Genomic DNA, 21,249 nt, shown 5'->3' on the forward strand with positions numbered 1-21,249 from the left:
GTTCGGCGTGAAACTGGCCGACCTCGGCGGCCGCGTCTCCAGCGAGATCGTCGCCGAACTCGTCCCCGGCGCGCGGGTCGTCAAGACCTTCAACCACTTCGGCGTCGAGCTGCTGCTCGAGCCCGAGGTCGCCGGCGGCCAGCGCGTGCTGTTCTATTCGGGCGACGACCCCGCCGCGAAGGCCGAGGTGCGCCAGTTGATCGAGGCCCTGGGCTTCTTCCCGGTCGATCTCGGCGCGCTCAAGGTGGGCGGCGCGCAGGCCACGCCGCTGGGCCCGCTGTCGATGACCAACTTCGTCAAGGTCTAGCGCATTTCCGTTCGCGCAGGCCTTCATTGTCGCATTTTAGGAAACGATACTTTTCGGAAGTTTCTATTTTTGAGCTCAGACGGCCTGGCTAACGTCCCGGTGCGCAATGACAAAACGCCGCGCAAACCCGAGGAGGAACCCTGTCATGCAAGCCGCCGTCGCGCTCTCGACCGAACAAGGCCTTGGCCAATACCTGCGCCAGATTCGCGAAATGCCCATGCTGCAGCCGCAGGACGAATACATGCTGGCGCGCCGCTGGCAGGAACACCAGGACCCTGACGCCGCCCAGCGGCTGATTACCTCGCACCTGCGGCTCGTGGCCAAGGTCGCCATGGGCTACCGCGGCTACGGCCTGCCGGTCTCCGACCTGATCTCCGAGGGGAACATCGGCCTGATGCAGGCGGTGCGCCGCTTCGATCCGGACCGCGGCTTCCGCCTGGCCACCTACGCCATGTGGTGGATCCGCTCGACCATCCAGGAGTTCGTGATCCGCTCCTGGTCCCTGGTGAAGATGGGGACCACCGGCGCCCAGAAGAAGCTGTTCTTCGGTCTGCGCCGCGCCAAGCAGGCGATCTCCGCCCTGGAGGACGCCAATCTGCGTCCCGAGCAGGCGCAGGCGATCGCCGAGCGGCTCGGCGTCCTGCCGCAGGAAGTCGTCGAGATGAACCAGCGGATGGCCGGCGACAACTCGCTGAACGCCCCGATGGCCGACGCCGAAATGGGCGGCGCCGAATGGCAGGACCAGCTGGCCGACCAGGCGGCCTCGCCGGAAGCCGAGCTGATCGAGAGCCAGGAGACCGACTACCGCCGCCAGGCGCTGACATCCGCCCTGACCACGCTCAGCCCCCGTGAGCGGGCGATCTTCGAGGCGCGCCATCTGCGCGAGGAAGCGGCCACCTACGGCGAACTCTCCGAGCTGCATGGGGTCTCCCGGGAGCGGGTGCGCCAGATCGAGGCGCGGGCGTTCGCCAAGGTGCAGTCCGCCGTGCTGGGCCGTCCGATCGGCGCCTCCGATGCGCCACGCACCGACATCCGCCGCCGCGCCCGCAGCACGGGGCCGGTGGCCATGGAGCTGCGCGCCGCCTGACCGGCCGGCGCCTCGCCCGGCCCGGACCCTCTCCAAGACCCCTCACCGACGCCGGGCGCGCCACACGCGACCCGGCGCTCGGCGTTGGCGGCCGTGTCAGTCCGGCGCGGCGGGGCCCGCCAGCTGCCGCCGGCGATAGGCCTGCGGCGTCAGGCCGAAGGCGTGGCCAAAGGCGGTCGTCAGGTGCGCATGGCTGGAAAAACCGGTCTGGACGGCGAGCAGGGCGAGGTCCTCGGCTCCTGCCTCCAGCCGCTGGCGCGCCTCGGCCAGCCGGCGCGTCAGGACGAACTGGTGCGGGCTTTCACCGGTGGCGGCCTGGAAGGCGCGGGAGAAATAGCCGCGGCTCAGGCCCGCCACGCTGGCCAGCTCTTCCACCGTGATGCGCTCGGCGAGCCGGCTGTCGATGTGCTCCTGCACGCGGCGCAGATTGAACGGCGCGAGGTCGGGGCGCCGCCGGCGCGGCGGCTCGGCGCCGCTGACCTGCAAGGCGCGCGTGACCAGGGTGTCCGCCAGACCCGCCAGATAGTCCCGCGCCTGATCCCCCTCGCTCAGCAGCACGCGGCGGATCTCATGCGCCAGGGCGCGCACGCCGGGATCGGCGCCCCTCAAGAGCGCCGCCTCCGGCGACTTGACCTTGCTGCACGCCGCCGGGAGGTCGAAGGCCACCGCCAGAGTCTCAACCGGCCCGGCGCTCTCCAGGCTGCGCGGCTGGCCTGGCAGGAGGACGCTGAACACGCCGCGCGGAATGGCCGGCCCGCCGCTCGCCGGCCGGGCGGGACTGAACAGGAAGATCAACATCGGCCGCCGGCCGTCATACTCAAGGCGGAACGGCGCCAGCGTCTGGTGCCGGATCCAGATCCGCGTCAGGTCGACCAGGGTGACGGGGCCCTGGGCGGCCAGCCCGAGGGGTGGGCCGGCGCCGTCGGGCGCCGTCAGTGAGGCTCTTAGGGTCACGCGCAACGCTCTCCGTCTGCGACACAGATAGGCGCGGCAATCTGGACGGCAACAGCCTGAGCGACTCGGCGAATTCCGGCGAGACCTTGTCGGGAATGCGCGACTTTTGGGTCACGCCTTTGAAAGGCTGACGCCATTCCTGGAAGCGAACCCGCGCCGCGGCGCCGATCTGCGACATCACAAGCCCGCAAACGGGCCGACGTCCAAGTCGGAGTACAAGAAAATGAAATCTCTCATCCTATCCGCGGCCGCTGCGGCCGCCTTGACTGCCGCCGCCGCGCCGGGTGCGTCCCAAGCGGCCGACGACAACAGCTGGTACGTCCGTGGCGACGCCGGCGCGACCTTCTCGGGCCGCATCGACGGGACCAACGGCCCGCGCAGCGACGACGGCTGGACCGTCGACGTCGGCGCCGGCAAGAGCCTCGGCAACGGCTGGCGCGCCGAAGGCCAGGTCCTCTACCTGGACAACAGCGGCAAGTCCGGCGCCGGCGACACCAAGGTCACGGCGGGCCTCGCCAGCGTCTACTACGACTTCCTGCCCGACAGCCAATGGCGGCCCTTCCTGGGCGCCGGCGTCGGCATCGCCCAGGTGAAGGAAGACGGCGGCCCGGCGACCGCCCCGCACGGCGAAAAGACCACCTTCGCCTACCAGCTCGGCGGCGGGATCAGCCACCCCTTCAACGACCAGCTGACCGGCGAACTCGCCTACCGCTACCTGGGCGCGCCCAGCGTGAAGTTCGGCGCCGCGGGGAACCGCGTGAACGGCGACTTCGGCGCGTCCCTGGTCACCGTCGGCCTGCGCTACCGGTTCGGCGGATAGCGTGGTCCCAGGGGCCCCGCGCGGCGTCTCCCTCCCCCCGGACCGCGCCGCGCGGGGCTCCTCCCCTTCACCCTCCAATCCGGCAGCCTCGCCATGACCACCTCCCGCACCTTCGCAACCGCCGCCGCCAACGCCTGGACCCAGGCCCGGTTGGCGAGCTTCCTGCTGCTGGCGGCCCTGGTCCTGCTCTCGGCCTGCGCGCCCAGGGGCCTGCAGTTCATCGAGGCGACGCAGGCCGGCCCGGCGGCGCCGCACATCTCGGTGCTGCAGAGCGACGTCCTGGTCATCGACGGCCAGACCGTCCATCTCGCCGACGCCGTCACCCCGCAATCCTCGCCCGACGCCCGCTGCGCCGCCGAGGCCCTGGCTTCACGCCAGGCCGCCCATCGCCTCAAGGAGCTGGTCCACGGCGTCCGCACCGTGACGGTCACCCCGACCGGAACCCGCGACGACCAGAACCGTCCGAACGCGCGCGTGCTGCTGGACGGCGAGGATCCGGCTCACGAGCTGATCGAGGATGGCCTGGCCGTCGCGCCGGGCGCCAAGCGGTTCGACTGGTGCGCCCCGATCTCGGCCGTCTTCCCCCGCGCGGAGCACATCGCGGCCCTGTCGTTCTCGGGGACCTGACCGTGCCTCCCAGGCGGGCGGGCCCCTGCGCCGGCGTGGCCCAAGCCCCTCAGCCTTGATCTCGGGCCGCCGGTGCTCCTTGATGCCCCGGAGCGCCATCAGCTGAGGCCGCCGTGCCGGGCCCATCGCACCTTTTCGCCGCTGTGGCCGCCGCCGCGAGCCTGCTGCTCGCCGGCTGCGGGTCGATCGAGCGCCCCGACCTGGCGGGCGCCGTGGCGGCCGAGCCGTCCGGTCCGCTTGAGGCGATGAGATTCGCGTCGGCCGACCGCGAGGCCTTCCTGCGCTGGGACGGCGCCTGGACGGCGCAGCGCGAGGCGCGGCGCCTGGGCGGCGTCACGGTGCTGGCGCTGTCCGGCGGCGGGGCCAACGGCGCCTACGGGGCCGGCCTTCTGGTCGGCTGGACGCAGGCCGGGACCCGCCCGCAGTTCGACCTGGTCACCGGCGTCAGCACCGGAGCGCTGATCGCCCCGCTCGCCTTCCTGGGTCCGGCTTGGGACGGCAAACTGGCCGCCGCCTATCACGACCCGGCGCTGCAGCACGTGACGCAGGGCCGGCTCGGGGCCCTGGTGCGGCCGAGCCTCTACAGCTCCAGGCCCCTCGCTCAGATCATCGCCCGCTACATCGACGACGCCACCCTGGCGGCGATCGCGCAGGCGGACGACCAGGGCCGGCGCCTGGTCGTGGTCACCACCGACCTCGACCGGCAACAGGCCATCCTGTGGGACATGGGCGCGATCGCCCGGTCCGCCCGCGCGCCGGACGACCATGGCGCGGCGGTGACGCTGTTCCGCCAGGTGCTGCTCGCCTCGGCCAGCATCCCCGGCGTCTTTCCCCCGGCGCTGATCGCCCCCAGAGGGGCCGGGCAGCGGGCGGAACTGCACGTCGACGGCGGGGTTGCGTCGCCGTTCGTGGTCATTCCCGAGGCCATGACCTTCTGGACGCCCAGTGGCGGGACGCGCCCGCAGCACCTCTACGTCATCGTCAACGGGCCGCTGAACCCCAGCTACGCCCGCACCAAGGGCGGGTTCGGCGCGATCCTGCTGCGGGCCTACGACACCCTGAGCCGGGGCGAGGTCCGAACCCAGATCGACACCGCGCGCGTCTTCGCCGAACGGAGCGGGGCGCCGCTCAGCATCGCCTGGCTGCCGGAAGAGGCCGCGGCGGACCCCCTGGACTTCCGCCCCGACCACCTGGCGAGCCTGTTCGAACTTGGCCGCACCCAGGCGGTCCGGTCGCAGGCCTTCCGGCCGACGCCGGCGATGGCGGCGGACAGCGCCCCGCCGCCCTAGGCCCGACGGACGCCGGGGTGACCGATCTCCAGTTGATCCCCATCACCAGTTGACGTGAGCCGGACCAGGGCCGAGCCTGCGGGCATGTGGCTCCGGGGACTTGCATCCATGAGACGCTCGACAATCGCTGGCCTGACCGCCGCCGCGTTTGGCCTGGCCGTGGCCGGCCTCGCCCAGGCGGCCGATGGCCCAGGCGGCGGCGCCGCGGGCGACTATCACGCGCCGCGCAACGGCTTTGGCCAGCCGGATTTCGGCGGCAGCTGGACCAACACCACGCTCACGCCGCAGGCGCGCCCGGCGCTCTACGGCACGCGCCGCGCCCAGACCCCGGAGGAGGTCAGGCTGCTGGAAGGCGCGGTCGCGGCCAAGGACGCCGCCTCCGCCGCCCCGGTCACCGCCGCCAGCGCGGGCGGCGCCTCGGACAATGTCGGGGCCTACGACCGCGCCTGGATCGACCAGGGCGCCAAGGTCATGCGGGTGAACGGCGAGCCGCGCACCTCGCTGATCACCACCGCCGACGGCCAGCCGCCGCCGCATAGGGGCGAGGCCGCCCACGCGCTTCCGCCTGGCGCGGGCTCGGTGGACGCGGGGCGGACGGCGGTGAAACAGGCCGCCGACTTCGACCAGTTCGCCGCCCAGGGCAACGTCGCCATCGGCAAGATGGGTTCCTTCGACAATCCCGAGAGCCGCGGCGTCGGCGAGCGCTGCATCATCGGCTTCGGCCGCAACGCCGGCCCGCCGATGTTCCCCAACGGCTGGTACAACAACAACTACCTGATCGTGCAGGGGAAGGACGAGGTCGGCATCGTGGTCGAGATGAACCACGACGTGCGCCACATCCGGCTGAACGCCCGCCACCGCACCGACGACGTCCGCCCCTGGTTCGGCGACTCGATCGGCCGCTATGAGGGCGACACCCTGATCGTCGAGACCGACCACTTCCCGCAGGCCCAGGCCTATTTCGGGGCCTGGAAGGACCTGAAGGTCACCGAGCGCTTCACCCGCGTGGGCAAGGACCGCGTGCTCTACCGCTTCACCGTCGAGGCGCCGTCGGTCTGGGACAAGCCCTGGGGCGGCGAATACGAGTTCGCGCCGCTGAAGGGCCAGCTCTACGAATACGCCTGCCACGAGGGCAACCACGCCCTGCCCGGCATCCTGTCGGGCGCCCGGGCCGAGGAACGCGCGGCGGCGGCGCAGGGCAAGGCCGGCCCGGCCGGCGGCGGAAAATAACACCGCGCCATCGCGCGCCATCTCTAGGGGGAAATCCGATGAAAGCCGTCGTCAAAGCCGCCTGCGCGCTCGCGCTGGTCCTGCCCGCAACCGCTGCGCTCGCCCAGCCGCCGGCGCCGCCGAAGATGCAGACCGAGGCGCCGAACTACGTCTCCATTCCCATGCAGATCGACGTGAAACGGCCGGCCGCCGAGGTCTGGAAGCGGATCGGCAAATACTGCGACATCGCCGAGTGGCTGCAGATCGCCACCGGCTGCCAGATCACCTCGGGCAAGGACGGCGAGGTCGGCGCGGTGCGGACGGTCGGGCGCGAGATCCTGGTCGGCAAGACCGACCTTTCCTACACCTACACTCAGCCGGTCTATGAGGGCCGGCCCTACAACCTCTATCACGGGACGCTGGAGGTGAAGCCGCTCACCGCCAAGACCAGCCGAATCGTCTACACCCTGATCTACGACAACTCCCGCATCCCCGGCGACGACGCCGCCAAGGCGGCCGAAATCCAGCGCCGCCGCACCGCCTTCGAAAAGGGCGTGGCCAACATGAAGATCCTCGCCGAGGGCGGGACCCTGCCGCCGCCGGCGCCCCCCGCGCCGCGCTAGACGGTCCGAAGGTCCACGTTCTTCAGCGGCAGCTTGCGCACCCGCTTGCCGGTGGCGGCGAAGATCGCGTTGCAGAGCGCCGGCGCGATCGGCGCCACCGAGGGCTCGCCGATGCCGCCCCAGCGCGGCCCGCCGGTCAGCACCAGATGGGTCTCGATCGGCGGGGTCTCGGCCATGGTCAGCAGGGGATAGTCGTTGAAGTTGCCCTGCACCGGGGCGCCGTCCTTGATGGTGATCTCGCCGTGCATGGCGGCGGTCAGGCCAAAGACGATGCCGCCCTCGATCTGCTGGGCGATCGTGTTGGGGTTGGCCGCGTGGTAGCAGTCGACGGCGGCGACCACCCGCTCCACCTTCAGCTTGCCGGCCTCGCTGACGCTGACCTCGATCACCTGGGCGGTGACGGTGCCGTAGGTGTCGACGATGGCGATGCCGCGCCCATGGCCCTTCGGCAACGGGGTCCCCCAGCCGCTCTCCTTGGCCACCTTGTCCAGCACCGCCACATAGTCCGGCCGGTCGGCCGCCAGCTTGCGGCGGAACTGGTAGGGGTCCTGCCCGGCCTCATGCGCCAGCTCGTCGATGAAGCTTTCCAGGAAGAAGGTGTTCTGCGAGGCGCCGACGCTGCGCCAGAACATCACCGGCACGTGGGCGTTCTTCAGCACCACGTCCACGCGGTTGTTGGGGATCTTGTAGGCGTGGGTGGCGATAACCTCCACGGCCATGGGTTCGAGCCCGTTCTCGACCTTGCTGGCGCCCAGGGAGCGGAGCAGCGAGCCGACGGCCACCTGGCTGGCGATGGCCGTGGGCGTCCCGTCCGGGCCCAGGGCGGCCCTGAAACGGACGGCGGCCTGCGGGCGGTAGCGGTCGCGGCGGATGTCCTGCTCGCGCCGCCAGATCAGCTTCACCGGCTTTCCCACGGCCTTGGCCGCGGCGATGGCGTGGATCAGCTCGTCGTGCTGGGTGCGCCGCCCGAAGCCGCCGCCCACGAAGTGGTTGTGGACGTAGACGTTTTCCGGCGCGACGTTCGCCTGCTGGGCGGCCAGCCGCAGGACGGCCATGGGCGCCTGAGTGCCGATCCAGACGTCGACGCGGTCGGGGGCGAGCTTCACCGTGCAGTTCAGGGGCTCCATCGGCGCGTGCGCCAGGTAGGGCGCCTCGTAGAGCGCCTCGATCACCTTGGGCGCGGCCGCCAGCGTGGCCGGCGCGTCGCCGACGTTCTTGGCCTGGACCAGCGGCCCGTCGAGCGCGTCGCGGTAGGCCTGGTCGAGCTGGGCGCTGTCGACCTTCGAGGCCCCGCCGGAGGCCCAGACCGGCTTCAGCAGGTTCAGCGCCGAGCGGGCCCGCCAATAGCGGTCGGCCACGACGATCACCGCGTCGTCGGTCTTCACCACCGCCAATACGCCGCGGCGGCCCTGGATCGGGGTTTCGTCGACCGAGACCAGCTTGCCGCCGAACTCGGGGCAGCTGAGGGCGTCGGCGTAGACCATGCCTTCGACCTGGGCGTCGAGGCCGAACTGCGCCGAGCCGTCCAGCTTCGAGGCGGTGTCGAGCCTGGGCGTCCACTTGCCGAGCAGCTTGTACTGGTCGGGCGTCTTGATCGCCGGCTCGGCGGTCAGGCTGACCTTGGCCGCGTCGGCGGCGAGGTCGCCGTAGGTGAAGCTGCGGTTCGACGCCTTGTGCAGGCACTTGCCGGGCGTGATGCTGCAATCGGCCGGGTCGACCTTCCAGCGCTGGGCGGCGGCGAGGCGCAGGCGCTCGCGGGCGCTGGCCCCGGCCTGCTGCATCATGGCGACCGAGGAGCGCACGCCCGCGCTGCCGACGGTCTGCATCTGGCCATAGAGCTTCATGCCCGACCGGGCGTTGCGGTTGGCCGAGGCGTATTCGACGCGCACCTTGGCCCAGTCGCAGTTCAGCTCTTCCGCCACCATCATGGCGAGCGCCGTCGAGGTGCCCTGGCCCATCTCCTGGTGCGGCAGGCGGATGGTGACGCTGCTGTCCGGGTCGATCACCAGGAAGGCGGTCATCTCCGGCTTCAGGTCCTGGCCGTCGGCCCAGGAGACCTTGCGCAGGCCTTTCGTGGCCGCGCGCACCGGAAAGCCGATGGCCAATCCCCCGGCGGCGGAAAGCCCGCAGAGGATGGCGCGGCGGCTGAGCTTGGGTTGGAAAGCGATGTCGTTCATGGCGCTACGCCTTGACCTTGGCCGCCAGCGCGGCGGCGCGATGGACGGCTTTCCGGATGCGCGGATAGGTGCCGCAGCGGCAGAGGTTGGTGAGATTGGCGTCGATGTCGGCGTCTGTGGGTTCGGGGTGGGTCTTCAGGAAGGCCGCCGCGCTCATGATCTGGCCGGACTGGCAGTAGCCGCACTGGGGCACGTCCTCCTCCAGCCAGGCCTGCTGCACCGGGTGGCGCAGATCGGGCGACAGCGCCTCGATGGTGACGATCTCGGCGCCCTGGGCGGCCTTGGCCGGCAGGATGCAGGTGCGCTGCGCCTTGCCGTTCATGTGCACCGTGCAGGCGCCGCACTGGGCGATGCCGCAGCCGAACTTGGTCCCGGTCAGGCCCAGCTCGTCGCGCAGCACCCAGAGCAGCGGCGCGTCGTCCTCGACATCGAGTTGATGGGTCTTGCCGTTCACTGAGAGGGTGATCAAAGCGAACCTCCTGCACGACATCGCCACGATCTAGGCCCCTGCGGACGGCTTTGACAAGGAAGGCCTGGGCGCGGGCTCGGCCTGTCCAGCCGGCCTGTCTCAAATCGCCCTGCGGGGACAGGATTGGACAGAACGGCGCCACGCGGCTTATGTCGCCGATCGGCAGAGCGGTGAGAAGGCCCAAAGCACATGCGCGCGACGATCAAGGACGTCTCCGCCATCGCCGGCGTCTCGACCAAGACCGTCTCGCGGGTGCTCAACAAAGAGCGCTATGTCTCCGATGAGACAAGGCTGCGGGTCGAGGCCGCGGTGGCGCAGCTCAACTTCCGCCCCAGCGCCGCGGCCCGGACGCTGGCCGGCCGGCGCAGCTTCCAGATCGCGCTGATCTACGACAACCACAGCCCGCACTACATCCACCAGATCCAGACCGGGGTCTGGGCGCGCTGCATCGAGGAGGGCGTGCGCCTGCTGGCCCAACCCACCGACGCGGCCTCCACCCAGCTGGCCGATGAGGTCGGCGGCCTGATCGACCAGACCCAGGTGGACGGCGTCATCCTGTCTTCGCCGGTCACCGACGCGGCGGCGGCGCTCGACGAGCTGGAGCGGCGCGGCATCCCCTATGTGCGGATTTCGCCCGGCACCGACCACGGACGCTCCTCCTCGGTCTCCATGGACGACGTCCAGGCGGCCGACGAGATGACCAGCCACCTGATCGCACTCGGCCACCGGCGGATCGGCTTCATCATCGGCCACACCAACCATACGGCCAGCGACCTGCGCCTCTATGGCTATCGCCGCGCGCTGGACCGGGCCGGCATCGATTTCGAGCCGAAATATGTGCGCCAGGGCCAGTTCGATTTCGCCTCGGGCGAGGCCGCCGCCGACCGTCTGCTCGACCTGCCGATCCCGCCGACCGCGATCTTCGCCAGCAACGACGATATGGCCGCCGGCGTGCTGACCGTCGCCCACCGCCGCGGGATGTCGCTGCCGCGCGACCTTTCGGTCGCCGGCTTCGACGACACCGCGCTCGCCGGCCAGCTCTGGCCGCCGCTGACCACGGTGCGCCAGCCGACCCGCGACCTCGCCTACGCCGCCACCGACCTGCTGTTCGAGGGCCAGGAGGCCCCGGTGCACCGCCGCCTCGCCCACGAGCTGGTGCTGCGCGCCTCGACCACCGCGCCTCGCCCCGACGCCAGCTAGGCGATTCCCCAACAACCGCTGGCCGGCGCCATTGTCAGGGTTCCGAACGTCTGGTTAGTATGACAGCGATGTCAGAACTCCCAGCGCCTTCGCCGACACGGCCGCTCTACGCGGGCGGCCCGACCGTCTCGTCCGTGGCCTGGGGCATGTGGCGGTTCGCCGGCGAGGACGTCGGCCTCGCCGAGGCGCGGGTGCAGGCGGCGCTGGACGCCGGCGTCACCCTGTTCGACACCGCCGACATCTACGGTCCCGACAACGGCGAGCCCTTCGGCGCCGCTGAGCTGCTGTTGGGCAAGGTGCTGAAGCGCAATCCGGCGCTGGCCGACCGCATGGTGCTGGCCACCAAAGGCGGCATCTCCATGGGCGTGCCCTACGATTCCAGCGCCGACTACCTGACCTCGGCGATCGATGCATCCCTAAGGCGGCTGGGCGTCGAGCGCGTGGCGCTCTGGCAGATCCATCGGCCGGACATTCTGACCCATCCCGCCGAGATCAGCCGCGCGATGGAGGCGGCGCACGCCGCCGGCAAGATCGGCGCCTTCGGCGTCTCCAATTTCACGGCCGCTCAGGTCGCCGCCCTGGCCGCCCACTCCGCCCTGCCGGTCGTCAGCACCCAACCCGAGTTCTCGCCGCTCGCCATCGAACCCCTGACCGACGGCGTCCTCGACCAGGCCGTCGCCAAGGGGATCACGGTGCTCGCCTGGTCGCCGCTGGGCGGCGGGCGGCTGGGCGATCCGCGCGACGAACGGACCCTTGCGGTCGCCAGGGCGCTGGATGCGAAAGCCGAGGCCTGCGGCGTCAGCCGCGCGGCCGCCGCCTACAGCTGGATCATGGCCCATCCGTCGCGGCCGATCCCCATCGTCGGGACCCAGACCCCGGCCCGCATCGCCGAGATCCCCGACGCCTATCGCCCGACCTGGACGCGGGCCGAGTGGTACGCCGTCCTGATCGCCTCCAGGGGAGAGCCGCTGCCATGAACCCCCTCCCTGTGATGAAACCTTGCGAGATCAGCTGGTTCTCCGCGCTCTGCGACGACGACTACGAGTTCCTGGGCGTGCCGGACCCCATGCTGCAGTCGAGCTGGGAGCATTGCCGCGACATCGTCTGCCAGGCCGAGGCCGGCGGCTTCGACAACATCCTGCTGCCGTCGGGCTACGAGCTCGGCATCGACACCACCGCCTTCGCCGCCGGCATCGCGCCGCTGCTTAAGCGCATGCGGCTGTTGATGGCCACCCGCATCGGCGAGGTCTGGCCGCCGCAGCTCGCCCGCCAGATCGCCACCATCGACCGGATGCTGGGCGGCCGGCTCACCATCAACATCATCTCTTCCGACATGCCGGGCGAGAAGCTGGCGTCGGCGCCGCGCTACGCGCGCACGGTCGAGGCGATGAGCATCCTGAAGACCCTGCTGAACGGCCAGCCGCTGGACCACGACGGCGAGTTCTGGAAGCTGAAGCTCAACCCGCCGCGCATCGGCACGCTCAGCGGCAAGGCGCCCCTGCTCTACTTCGGCGGCCTGTCGGAGGACGCGCGCGAAGCGGCGGCCAAGGGCTGCGACGTCTTCCTGATGTGGCCCGACAAGAAGGAAACGGTCGCCGCGATCATCGAGGACATGACCGCGCGGGCCGCCAAATACGGCCGCACGCTGAAGTTCGGCTACCGCGCCCACATGATCGTGCGCGACACCGAGGCTGAGGCCCGCACCGCCGCCGACCGCCTGCTGTCGAAGCTCGACGACGAGGTGGGCGCCGCGATCAAGGCCAAGGCGCAGGACTCGACCTCGGCCGGCGTGCAGGCCCAGGTGGCGCTGCGCCAGTCGGCGGCGGACGACGGCTATGCCGAGGCCAACCTGTGGACCGGCGTCGGGCGCGCGCGGTCGGGCTGCGGCGCCGCCATCGTCGGCGACCCGGATCAAGTGCTGGCCAAGCTCAACGACTACCGCGCCATGGGCATCGAGGCTTTCATCCTGTCCGGCTATCCGCACGCCGCCGAGGCCGACCTCTTCGCCCGCCACGTGCTGCCGCACATCGACCACGGCCCGCTCGTCATCTGACCTGACAGCGCTGTCTCCACACCCCCGGGAGTTGAAACTTGAGGAACACCGTCCGCTACGGCCTGGTCGGGACCGGCCTGATGGCCAACGAGCACCTGCGCAACCTGGCGATCACGCCGGGCGCGGTGGTGACCGCGCTGGCCGACCCGGTGGAAAGCTCGCTGGCGACCGCCAAGGCGACGCTCGGCGCGGCGGCGGACGAGGCCCAGACCTTCGCCGACAGCGCGGCCCTGGCCGCCAGCGGCCTCATCGATGCGGTGATCGTCGCCAGCCCCAACTACACCCATCGCAGCGTGCTCGAGCCGCTGTTCGAGGCGGGCGTCGCGATCCTCTGCGAGAAGCCGCTCGCGACGACGCTGGAGGACGCCCGCTGGGTGGCCGGCCGCGCCGCAGAGTCCAAGGCCCCGTTCTGGGTGGCGATGGAATACCGCTACATGCCCCCGGTCGTGGAATACATCGACCAGATCCGCGCCGGCCGCATCGGCACGCTGCACATGCTGTCGATCCGCGAGCACCGCTTCCCGTTCCTGAAGAAGATCGGCGACTGGAACCGCTTCAACCGCAACAGCGGCGGGACCATGGTCGAGAAGTGCTGCCACTTCTTCGACATGATGCGGCTGATCACCCAGTCTGAGGCCGTGCGCGTCTACTGCTCCGGCGCCATGGACGTGAACCACCTGGACGAGCGCTACGGCGGCGAGACGCCCGACATCATCGACAACAGCTACACCACCGTCGACTTCGCCAATGGCGTGCGGGCCATGCTGGACCTCTCGATGTTCGCGGACGGCGCGGAGAACCAGGAGGAGATCACCGCGGTGGGTGACAAGGCGCGCCTAGACGTGCTGATCCCGGAGGGCGCGATCGTCTATTCGCCGCGTGTGGGCGTGCGCAATCCCAAGCGCGTGGAGCGCCAGGTGGTCGAGGTCGATCCGGCCGCCCTGAAGGCCGGCAGCCACCATGGCTCGACCTTCTACGAGCACCAGAAGTTCATCGCCGCCGTGCGCGGCGAAGGTCCGGTGGAAGTCACGGCGCACGACGGCCTGATGGCCGTGGCCATCGGCATGGCCGCCGAGATCAGCGCTCGCGAGAAGCGGGTGGTGGAGATGTCCGAACTGGGGTTCTAGACCGCGACGGGCTCGGCGACGGGCGTCAGCCGCGGCACCCAGAGGTGCAGCCAGACGAGGCCCAGCAGGTAGGACACCGCCGCGATCGCCAGCAACGGCATGTAGCCGAGGCCCGCGGTGAGGATCTGGCCGGCCAGGTAGACGATGCCCATCCCGGCCAGGTTGCCGCAAAAGGCCCCGAACGAGGTCACCGTGCCCACCCGCGACCTGGGCGTGATGTCGGCGATGATCGAGAAGATGCTGACCGAGAACCCCTGATGGCCGGCCATGGTCACCGCCAGCAGGCCCGCGGCGGCCCAGAGGTTGTGGGTCACCAGCGCCAGCGGCAGGGTGGTCACCAGCAGCGCGCTGACCAGCATCACGCTCTTGCGCACGGTGTTGAGCGAATAGCCCCGCGCCAGCAGGCGCGTGCCGGCCCATCCGGCGATCACCGACCCCAGGGCCGAGCCGGTATAGGCGACCGCCAGCGGCGGCCCCAGCTGGGCCACGCCCACGCCATAGACCCGGTGGAAGAAGTCCGGCGCCCAGAACAGCAGCAGCCACCAGATCTGGTCGGAGAGCACCTTGGCGCCGGCGATGCCCCAGGTGCGCCGGTCGCCGAGCAGGGTCTTGAGGCCGCTCAGCCTCGGCAGCCGCGAGGCGGCCGGCTCGGTGTCGGCGAAGCTCACGCCGCGGCTCACCACGATCCAGACCGCGACCCAGACGAAGCCCAGCACGCCCACGAAGAAGAAGACGCCGCGCCAGCCGAGCGCCAGCCCCATCAGCGGCAGGAACAGCGGCGTGACGATGGCGCCGATGGACGAGACGCCGTTGGAGAAGCCGAAGGCCAGCGACCGGGTCCGCGCCGAGAAGATGCCGCCCAGCGTCTTCACCCCTGTGGGCGTGCCCATCGCCTCCGTGGCGCCGAGCGCGATCCGCACGGCGGAGAACTGGCCCAGCGTCACCGCCCAGCCGTGGGCCATGGCCGCGAGGCTCCAGGCGAAGACGCCCGCCGGGCCCGCCCATTTCGCGCCCAGCCGGTCGACGGCCCAGCCGGCGCCGAGGAAGGCGATGGCCGCGGACAGCTGGAACAGCGAGGCCAGGCGGCCGTAGTCGACATCGGTCCAGTGCAGGTCGGCCTCGATCAGCGGCTTCAGCACCGAGATCACCTGGCGGTCCACCAGGTTCAGGATGCCCGCGGCCATCACCAGGGCCAGCAGCCACCACTTGCGTCGCTCCAGCAGCCCGCCCCGCGCGATGACCGCGCCTTCGGCTGCGTCGGCGAGCGCCTCAGCCACGGGTCACGTGCTCGCCCTTCTGGACGACCGGAATGGCGTTGCGGCGCAGCTGGCGGGTGCCGGGGTTGAGCATCACCTCGGGAGTATACTGCGCCAGATACACCCTGCGCATCTTGTCGGTCCGGTTGGCGCCGGTGGTGTGCAGGAGGCGGCTGGAGAAGGCCACTACGCTGCCGGCCGGGACCTCCAGCACCACGCCCTCGTCGTTGCCCTTCCAGCCGACCAGGTCGTTAGTCCCGGGCTGGCGCTCGTGCGGCATGATCCAGTCGCGCGACAGCGGGACCTCGCTGAACGGCAGCACCCGCACCGTGCCGTTGTCGGCGGTGGCGTCGTCCAGCGGGCACCAGCAGGTGAGGTAGGGCGCGTGGTCCACCGGCCCGCCGTTGCCGACCACATAGCCCGAGTCCTGATGCCAGCCGAACGGCAGGCCGCCCTCGGGCCCCTTCACGACATACTGGTCGAAGAAGAAGTAGGCGTCGTCGCCGAGCGTGGCGCGGCAGACGTCGGCCATCGTCTCGCTGAACAGCATCTGGCGCAGGCTGGGTTCCTCGCGCTGGCACTCGTTGGCGAAGTAGCGTTTGCCCCGGTGGCTGATGCCCAGCGTGTCGACGCCGGCGGCGTCCATCCGCGCGTCCTCGCGCGCCACGAAGGCCGCGCACTGCTCACGCAACAGCTCCAGCAGCTCGCCCTCGAGCACCCGCTCGAACACCGCGTAACCTTCGCGCGCGAACTGCTCGCGCTGTGGTTCGAAGCCCATGGTCGTTCCCTGAGTTACAAGGTTCTCACGTGACAGGCGGGGCCAGTCATGACAACGTTATCATGACGCAAACCCACGGGGAGGCAAATTGCGATCCCAAGCTGAGCCGAGTCGCCTCTTCGGCTGAGGATTCCGCGGATTATGGTGTTTCCATAAGAAATCCGCGACGGGGCGCGAGAAAAATTACAACGACATCCCGTAGTTGCAGGTTCTAAATCCTACTTGTTAGATAGGATAATGACAGCGCTATCATGATCGCCGGCAGGCTAGAGCGCCGGCGCACCAAGACAAAAAACGATAGGGGGAAGACCATGATTTCAGCCAAGACCCGCCATCCGCGCGCGCCACGCGCGGCCGGCCGCATCCTGCTCGCCGGCCTGCTGGCCAGCTCCAGCCTTGTCGCGGCGACGTCGGCGATGGCCGCCGAAGCCGCGGCCGGCAAGACCGACGCCCAGGGCGTCACCACGCTCGAGGATCTGGTGGTCACCGCGCGCCTGCGCTCGGAGACCCTGCAGAACGTCCCCGTGGCCATCAGCGTCGTCACCGGCGCGCTGGCCATGGAGGAAAACCGCAACGACCTCACCGCGCTGGTCGCGGTCATCCCCAGCGTCGAGTTCCGCAGCCAGCCCTCCAACAAGGACCAGGACATCCTGATCCGGGGCCTGGGCACCATCACCACCTCGGCGGGCGCGGAGCCGACCGTTTCGACGGTCATCGACGGCGTGGTGCTGGCGCGGCCCGGCCAGATGGTCTCCGACCTCATCGACCTCGACCACATCGAGGTGCTGCGCGGGCCGCAGGGGACGCTGTTCGGCAAGAACGCCTCGGCCGGCGTGATCAGCATCGTGACCAAGGACCCGACGCCGACGCCCGGCGGCTTCATCGACGCCAGCTACTACACCGGCAACGAGTACCGCATCGCCGGCGCCGTGAACGGCGAGATCATCAAGGACAAGCTCAGCGGTCGCCTCGCCGGCGTCACCAGCAGCTTCGACGGCAACGTCACCAACGTCTTCAACCACACGAAGATCAACGGCGACGACTTTCAGGGCGCGCGCGGCAAGCTGCTTTGGACGCCGTCGAGCGACCTGCGCGTGGTGTTCGGCGCGGACTATATGTACACGACGCAGTCGGGGAACCCGGGCGTCTTCATCAACAACCGTAACGTCGCCTATCCGACGGGCGTGGTGACCACCAGCGCGAACCTGCTGTCGGTCCTGACCACCGAGGGCGTCACGCCCTCGTTCGGCAACCACAACGTCTCCCAGAACTCGCCCTACGACGACCGGGACCTGACCTCAGGGGCCTATGTGCAGGCCGACTACTCGTTCGGCGGCGGCTACACGCTCACCTCGATCAGCGCCTACCGGTACTGGCGCAACGTCCAGCGCGGCGACCTCGACCTGTTCTCGATCCTGACAGCGCTCTCGCCGACCCAGCAGGTCGATCTGGGCCACGTCTGGGAGAAGCAATATTCCGAGGAAATCCGCCTGGCCTCGCCGAAAGGCAACCTGCTCGACTATGTGATCGGCGCCTACTACCTGCATGAGCCGGACAAGGAACAATACCGCCGCGACGTCACCCAGCTGACCGCGGCGACCGGCGCGCTCACCTCGAACTTCGGCGTGAACAACTTCGGGGCGAGGACGACGAACTACTCGGTGTTCGGCGAAGCCAACATCAACTTCACCAAGGACTTCCGCGCCATCGCGGGCCTGCGCCTGGTGCATGACGATCTGAGCTTCTACACCGGCCGGACCTCGACCTCCGCGACCGCGGTCCCAGGCGTCTCGCCGGCCTTCGCGGCGACCGGCTCGACCGGCGTCAGCGGCTACGCCGACCGGCTCGGCCTGCAGTACGACATCAGCCCCACGGCCAACGCCTATTTCACCTATTCGCGCGGCTACAAGGGCCCGGCCTACAACGTCTTCTTCAACATGACGGCGCTGCAGACCAACCAGCTGAACCCGGAAACCTCCAACGCCTTCGAAGTCGGGTTCAAGTCCAAGCTGCTCGACAACCATCTGCAGCTGAACGTCGCGGTGTTCGACGACAAGGTCTCCAACTATCAGGCGAACGAGCCGGACCTGGTCGCGGGCACGGTGGTCACCCGGCTGATCAACGCCGGCGACGTGTCCACAAAGGGCGCCGAGGTGGATGCGGTGGCCCGGGTCCTCGACAACCTGACCTTCAGCCTCGACTACTCCTACGTCGACGCGCGGATCGACAGCTTCAGCTGCCCGCCCGGCTCGGCCATCAGTTGCCAGGTCAACGGCAAGCCCCTGCCCTTCGCGCCGAAGAACAAGTTCACGATCCGCGGGGATTGGACGGCCTGGACCAACGGGCGCTACGAGGTCGCCTTGAAGACCGACTACTCCTGGCAGGCCAAGCAGCAGGACAGCATCGGCCAGACCCCCGACACCATCCAGCCGGCCTATGGGATCTGGAACGGGTCGATCGCGCTCACCGACCGCCAGGCGGACTGGAACGCGCGCCTGATCTTCAAGAACATCGCCAACCAGCACTACTACCTGATCCAGGCCGAGGGGAACGGCGGCCTGATCGGCAGCGTGCCGCGCGACTTCAGCCGCTACGCCGGCATCTCGCTGCACAAGGACTTCTGACCTCGACGCAGATCCACGAGCCGGCCGGGGCGCGTCGCAAGGCGCGCCCCGATGGCTGTGTGGTCGCGCCACTGGACAAGGCTTCCGGTCGGGGTGACGGTGCGCGCCGTTCGCTAAGGCGTCCTGGGGAGGAACCTGCATGCCGTCGATCGCCGTCCGCACGATGCTGGCCGCAGCCCTGATCTCGGCCGGCGCCTCCGCCGCCCTCGCCCAGGCCCCGGGCGCGCCGCCGGCGGCCTCCGCGCCGCGCCCGCCACTGGTCGTCAAGCCGGTGAAGCCCGGCCTCTTCATGATCGTCGGGGCCGGCGGCAACACCACCGTCCGCGTCACCGACGACGGCCTGATCCTCGTCGACTCCAAGAACCCCGGCCAGTCGATCTATGACGAGATCGTCGCCGACGCCCACACCATCAGTCCCAAGCCGATCAAGTACCTGATCGACACCCACATGCACGCCGACCACACCGGCAACAACGGCCGCTTCGAGGCCGCCGGGGTCAAGGTCGTCGGCCAGAAGAACATCGGGGTCCAGCTGGCGAAGTTCACCCCGCCGCCGAACAATCCGGCAGCGCAGGCGCCGGCCAGCCCCGACGTCACCTACGACAAAACCTACGAGATCAAGCTCGGCGGCAAGACCGTGAAGCTGAACCACTTCGCCCCGGCGCACACCGATGGCGACACGGTGGTCTATTTCCCTGACCTGAAGGTGGTCTCGATGGGCGACGAGCTGGTGGCCGTGACCCCCAACTGCGACTACGGCGGCGGCGGCTCGATCACGGGATGGCTGAGCTCGCTCGACCAGACCCTGAAGCTCGACTGGGACCTGGCCATCCCCGGCCACGGCGACACTCCGCTGACCAAGGCCGACATGAAAGCCTTCCGCGACAAGTGGGCGACCTTCCTCGACCGCGCCAGGGCGGCGGTGAAGGCCGGCGCGACCAAGGACAGGCTGGTCGCGGCGATCAAGACCGACGACCTCTGGACCTTCAACCCCAACGCCTGGACGGGCGCCCGGCTGGACGGCCTCTACGCCGAGGCCGGCGGGAAATAGTCGTGAGCGAGCGCGCCGACAGCCTCGCGCGAGCCCTGGCCGAGCGGCACGCGCGGCGCGAGGTCTTCACCAGCATTTTCGAGAAGGGCGAAGCGCCCGACGTGCCCCTCGCCTATCGGGTTCAGGAGCGCTTCGTCGCGGGCCTGGGCGGGACGGCGGTCGGCTTCAAGGTAGGGCTCACCACCGCGCGCATGCAGCAGATGTGCGGCGTGAACGAGCCGATCTCCGGCGTCGTGCTGGCCTCCCGCGTGCTGCGCTCGCCGGCCAGCGTGAAGACGGGCGACTATGTGCGCCTGGGCCTGGAGAGCGAGATGGTGGTGCGGATTGCCCAAGGCGCTGGACGGACCGGCTTGGAACTGCAGGACCTGCCGCTGCATCACCTGATCGACCAGGTCTGCGCCGCCTTCGAACTCGTCGAGGACAGCGGCGCGGACTACAGCAAGCTCTCTGCCGCTTCGATCGTCGCCGACAACAGCTGGAACGCCGGCCTGGTGCTGGGCCCGCCGATCCCGGTCGGCGGCCTCGCCCACCTGCGCGGGCGCAAGGGCGTGCTGAGTCTGAACGGCGAAGAGGCGAACCAGGGCATGAGCGACGAGGTGCTGGGCGATCCGCTGAACGCGGTCCACTGGCTCGCCTCGCACCTGCGCCGGCGGGGCCAGGCGCTGCGACCGGGCCAATGGGTCAGCACCGGCGCCATCGTCCCCACCCGCTTCGCCCAGCCGGGCGAGGCCTACCGTTTCGAGATCGACGGCCTGCCGCCGGTCGAACTGCAGGTGAGCTGATGGACCTGGGCATCAAGGGCCGCAGCGCCATCGTCTGTGGCTCCAGCAAAGGCCTGGGCCTCGCCTGCGCCACCGCGCTCGCCGACGCCGGGGTCGAGGTCCTGTTGAACGGCCGATCGCCGGAGCCGCTGGCGGCGGCGGCCCAGCGGCTTTCCGACCGCGTCGGCCGGCCGGTGGCGTCCGTCGCCGCCGACGTGACGACCGAAGACGGCCGCGCGCGCCTGCTGGAGGCGTGCCCCGAGCCGGACATCCTGGTCACCAACGCCGCCGGCCCGCCGCCCGGCCAGTTCGAGGACTGGGGCGAAGCCGAATGGCACGCCGCTGTCCAGGCCAACATGGTCGCGCCGCTGCAGCTGATCCGCGCGACGATTCCCGCCATGCGCCGCAGGGGTTGGGGCCGCATCCTCAACATCACCTCCTCGGCGGTGAAGTCGCCGGTGGCGATGCTGGGGCTTTCCACCGGCGCGCGCTCGGGCCTCACCGGCGCGGTCGCCAGCCTGGCCCGCGAGGCGGCGGCCGACGGGGTGACGATCAACAACCTGCTGCCGGGCTATTTCGACACCGACCGACTGGCCGGGGTCTTCGCCGCGCAGGCCGCGCGGGCCGGCGTCCCGGCCGCCGATCTGCGGGTCCGCGCCGAGGCCGCCAATCCCACCCGCCGGGTAGGGCGTCCCGAGGAGTTCGGCGCGGTCTGCGCCTTCCTGGCCAGCCAGCACGCCGGCTTCATCAACGGCCAGAACCTGCTGCTGGACGGCGGCGCGTTCCCCGGCGTGTTCTGAAGGCGGCGAGCTCCGAGCTTGACCGTGCCGTCCGCAA

Annotated in this window: 20 protein-coding genes; 15 read left to right on the forward strand and 5 right to left on the reverse strand. The window is 70.1% G+C overall.

Annotation, left to right across the window (positions count from 1 at the left end):
* On the forward strand, positions 1–307 hold a 307-nt coding region (locus VKQ35_RS02035), incomplete at its 5' end, for an NADPH-dependent F420 reductase (protein ID WP_414692305.1).
* Between the two features lie 145 nt (positions 308–452).
* The gene (rpoH, locus tag VKQ35_RS02040) at positions 453–1,394 is read left to right on the forward strand and encodes an RNA polymerase sigma factor RpoH (RefSeq protein ID WP_324358381.1); all 942 of its coding nucleotides are present in this window, start codon (positions 453–455) and stop codon (positions 1,392–1,394) included.
* A 96-nt stretch (positions 1,395–1,490) separates the two neighbouring features.
* Here the strand turns inward: rpoH and VKQ35_RS02045 are convergent, their stop codons facing one another.
* Positions 1,491–2,348, reverse strand: coding sequence for an AraC family transcriptional regulator (locus tag VKQ35_RS02045; RefSeq protein ID WP_324358382.1), 858 nt, complete (start codon positions 2,346–2,348; stop codon positions 1,491–1,493).
* A gap of 223 nt (positions 2,349–2,571) precedes the next feature.
* On the opposite strand from VKQ35_RS02045, the gene VKQ35_RS02050 reads away from it, so the two are divergent.
* The 5 genes from VKQ35_RS02050 (at position 2,572) to VKQ35_RS02070 (ending at position 6,916) form a co-directional block, all read left to right on the forward strand.
* On the forward strand, positions 2,572–3,168 hold the full coding sequence (locus VKQ35_RS02050) for an outer membrane protein (protein ID WP_324358383.1): 597 nt from the start codon (positions 2,572–2,574) through the stop codon (positions 3,166–3,168).
* A gap of 93 nt (positions 3,169–3,261) precedes the next feature.
* The gene (locus tag VKQ35_RS02055) at positions 3,262–3,795 is read left to right on the forward strand and encodes a hypothetical protein (protein ID WP_324358384.1); all 534 of its coding nucleotides are present in this window, start codon (positions 3,262–3,264) and stop codon (positions 3,793–3,795) included.
* A gap of 113 nt (positions 3,796–3,908) precedes the next feature.
* Entirely contained in the window at positions 3,909–5,084 is a 1,176-nt protein-coding gene (locus VKQ35_RS02060; protein WP_324358385.1) for a patatin-like phospholipase family protein, read from the forward strand.
* Positions 5,085–5,192: 108 nt separating this feature from the next.
* On the forward strand, positions 5,193–6,314 hold the full coding sequence (locus VKQ35_RS02065; protein ID WP_324358386.1) for a hypothetical protein: 1,122 nt from the start codon (positions 5,193–5,195) through the stop codon (positions 6,312–6,314).
* A 38-nt stretch (positions 6,315–6,352) separates the two neighbouring features.
* Positions 6,353–6,916 carry an SRPBCC family protein gene (locus VKQ35_RS02070; protein WP_324358387.1) on the forward strand — a complete coding sequence of 188 codons (564 nt, stop codon included), beginning with the start codon at positions 6,353–6,355 and terminating at the stop codon, positions 6,914–6,916.
* On the opposite strand, the gene VKQ35_RS02075 is transcribed toward VKQ35_RS02070, so the two are convergent.
* On the reverse strand, positions 6,913–9,093 hold the full coding sequence (locus VKQ35_RS02075; RefSeq protein WP_324358388.1) for a xanthine dehydrogenase family protein molybdopterin-binding subunit: 2,181 nt from the start codon (positions 9,091–9,093) through the stop codon (positions 6,913–6,915). The genes VKQ35_RS02070 and VKQ35_RS02075 overlap by 4 nt on opposite strands.
* Before the next feature lie 4 nt (positions 9,094–9,097).
* The gene (locus VKQ35_RS02080; RefSeq protein WP_324358389.1) at positions 9,098–9,562 is read right to left on the reverse strand and encodes a (2Fe-2S)-binding protein; all 465 of its coding nucleotides are present in this window, start codon (positions 9,560–9,562) and stop codon (positions 9,098–9,100) included.
* Between the two features lie 189 nt (positions 9,563–9,751).
* On the opposite strand from VKQ35_RS02080, the gene VKQ35_RS02085 reads away from it, so the two are divergent.
* The 4 genes from VKQ35_RS02085 to VKQ35_RS02100 all read left to right on the forward strand — a co-directional run bounded on the left by VKQ35_RS02085 (position 9,752) and on the right by VKQ35_RS02100 (position 13,942).
* Complete coding sequence (locus VKQ35_RS02085; RefSeq protein ID WP_324358390.1) at positions 9,752–10,762, forward strand: LacI family DNA-binding transcriptional regulator; 1,011 nt, start codon at positions 9,752–9,754, stop codon at positions 10,760–10,762.
* A gap of 68 nt (positions 10,763–10,830) precedes the next feature.
* Positions 10,831–11,739, forward strand: a complete 909-nt coding sequence (locus tag VKQ35_RS02090; protein ID WP_324358391.1) for an aldo/keto reductase — start codon at positions 10,831–10,833, stop codon at positions 11,737–11,739.
* Positions 11,736–12,815 carry an LLM class flavin-dependent oxidoreductase gene (locus VKQ35_RS02095; RefSeq protein WP_324358392.1) on the forward strand — a complete coding sequence of 360 codons (1,080 nt, stop codon included), beginning with the start codon at positions 11,736–11,738 and terminating at the stop codon, positions 12,813–12,815. The genes VKQ35_RS02090 and VKQ35_RS02095 overlap by 4 nt, the downstream gene beginning before the upstream one ends.
* Positions 12,816–12,853: 38 nt before the next feature.
* Entirely contained in the window at positions 12,854–13,942 is a 1,089-nt protein-coding gene (locus VKQ35_RS02100) for a Gfo/Idh/MocA family oxidoreductase (RefSeq protein WP_324358393.1), read from the forward strand.
* On the opposite strand, the gene VKQ35_RS02105 is transcribed toward VKQ35_RS02100, so the two are convergent.
* On the reverse strand, positions 13,939–15,219 hold the full coding sequence (locus tag VKQ35_RS02105; protein ID WP_324358394.1) for an MFS transporter: 1,281 nt from the start codon (positions 15,217–15,219) through the stop codon (positions 13,939–13,941). The two genes, VKQ35_RS02100 and VKQ35_RS02105, sit on opposite strands and share 4 nt — an antisense overlap.
* Positions 15,212–15,976 carry a phytanoyl-CoA dioxygenase family protein gene (locus VKQ35_RS02110; RefSeq protein ID WP_324358395.1) on the reverse strand — a complete coding sequence of 255 codons (765 nt, stop codon included), beginning with the start codon at positions 15,974–15,976 and terminating at the stop codon, positions 15,212–15,214. The genes VKQ35_RS02105 and VKQ35_RS02110 overlap by 8 nt, the downstream gene beginning before the upstream one ends.
* Before the next feature lie 311 nt (positions 15,977–16,287).
* Between VKQ35_RS02110 and VKQ35_RS02115 the strand changes: the two genes are divergently transcribed.
* From VKQ35_RS02115 to VKQ35_RS02130, 4 genes are all read left to right on the forward strand, one after another.
* Complete coding sequence (locus VKQ35_RS02115; RefSeq protein WP_324358396.1) at positions 16,288–18,600, forward strand: TonB-dependent receptor; 2,313 nt, start codon at positions 16,288–16,290, stop codon at positions 18,598–18,600.
* A gap of 139 nt (positions 18,601–18,739) precedes the next feature.
* Positions 18,740–19,651: an MBL fold metallo-hydrolase gene (locus VKQ35_RS02120; protein WP_324358397.1), complete on the forward strand. Its 912-nt coding sequence runs from the start codon at positions 18,740–18,742 to the stop codon at positions 19,649–19,651.
* A 2-nt stretch (positions 19,652–19,653) separates the two neighbouring features.
* Complete coding sequence (locus VKQ35_RS02125) at positions 19,654–20,433, forward strand: 2-keto-4-pentenoate hydratase (RefSeq protein ID WP_324358398.1); 780 nt, start codon at positions 19,654–19,656, stop codon at positions 20,431–20,433.
* On the forward strand, positions 20,433–21,212 hold the full coding sequence (locus VKQ35_RS02130) for an SDR family oxidoreductase (protein ID WP_324358399.1): 780 nt from the start codon (positions 20,433–20,435) through the stop codon (positions 21,210–21,212). Before VKQ35_RS02125 ends, VKQ35_RS02130 begins: the two co-directional genes overlap by 1 nt.
* Positions 21,213–21,249: the final 37 nt, after the last annotated feature.

Source organism: Phenylobacterium sp. (genome assembly GCF_035309685.1).
Lineage (GTDB): Bacteria > Pseudomonadota > Alphaproteobacteria > Caulobacterales > Caulobacteraceae > Phenylobacterium.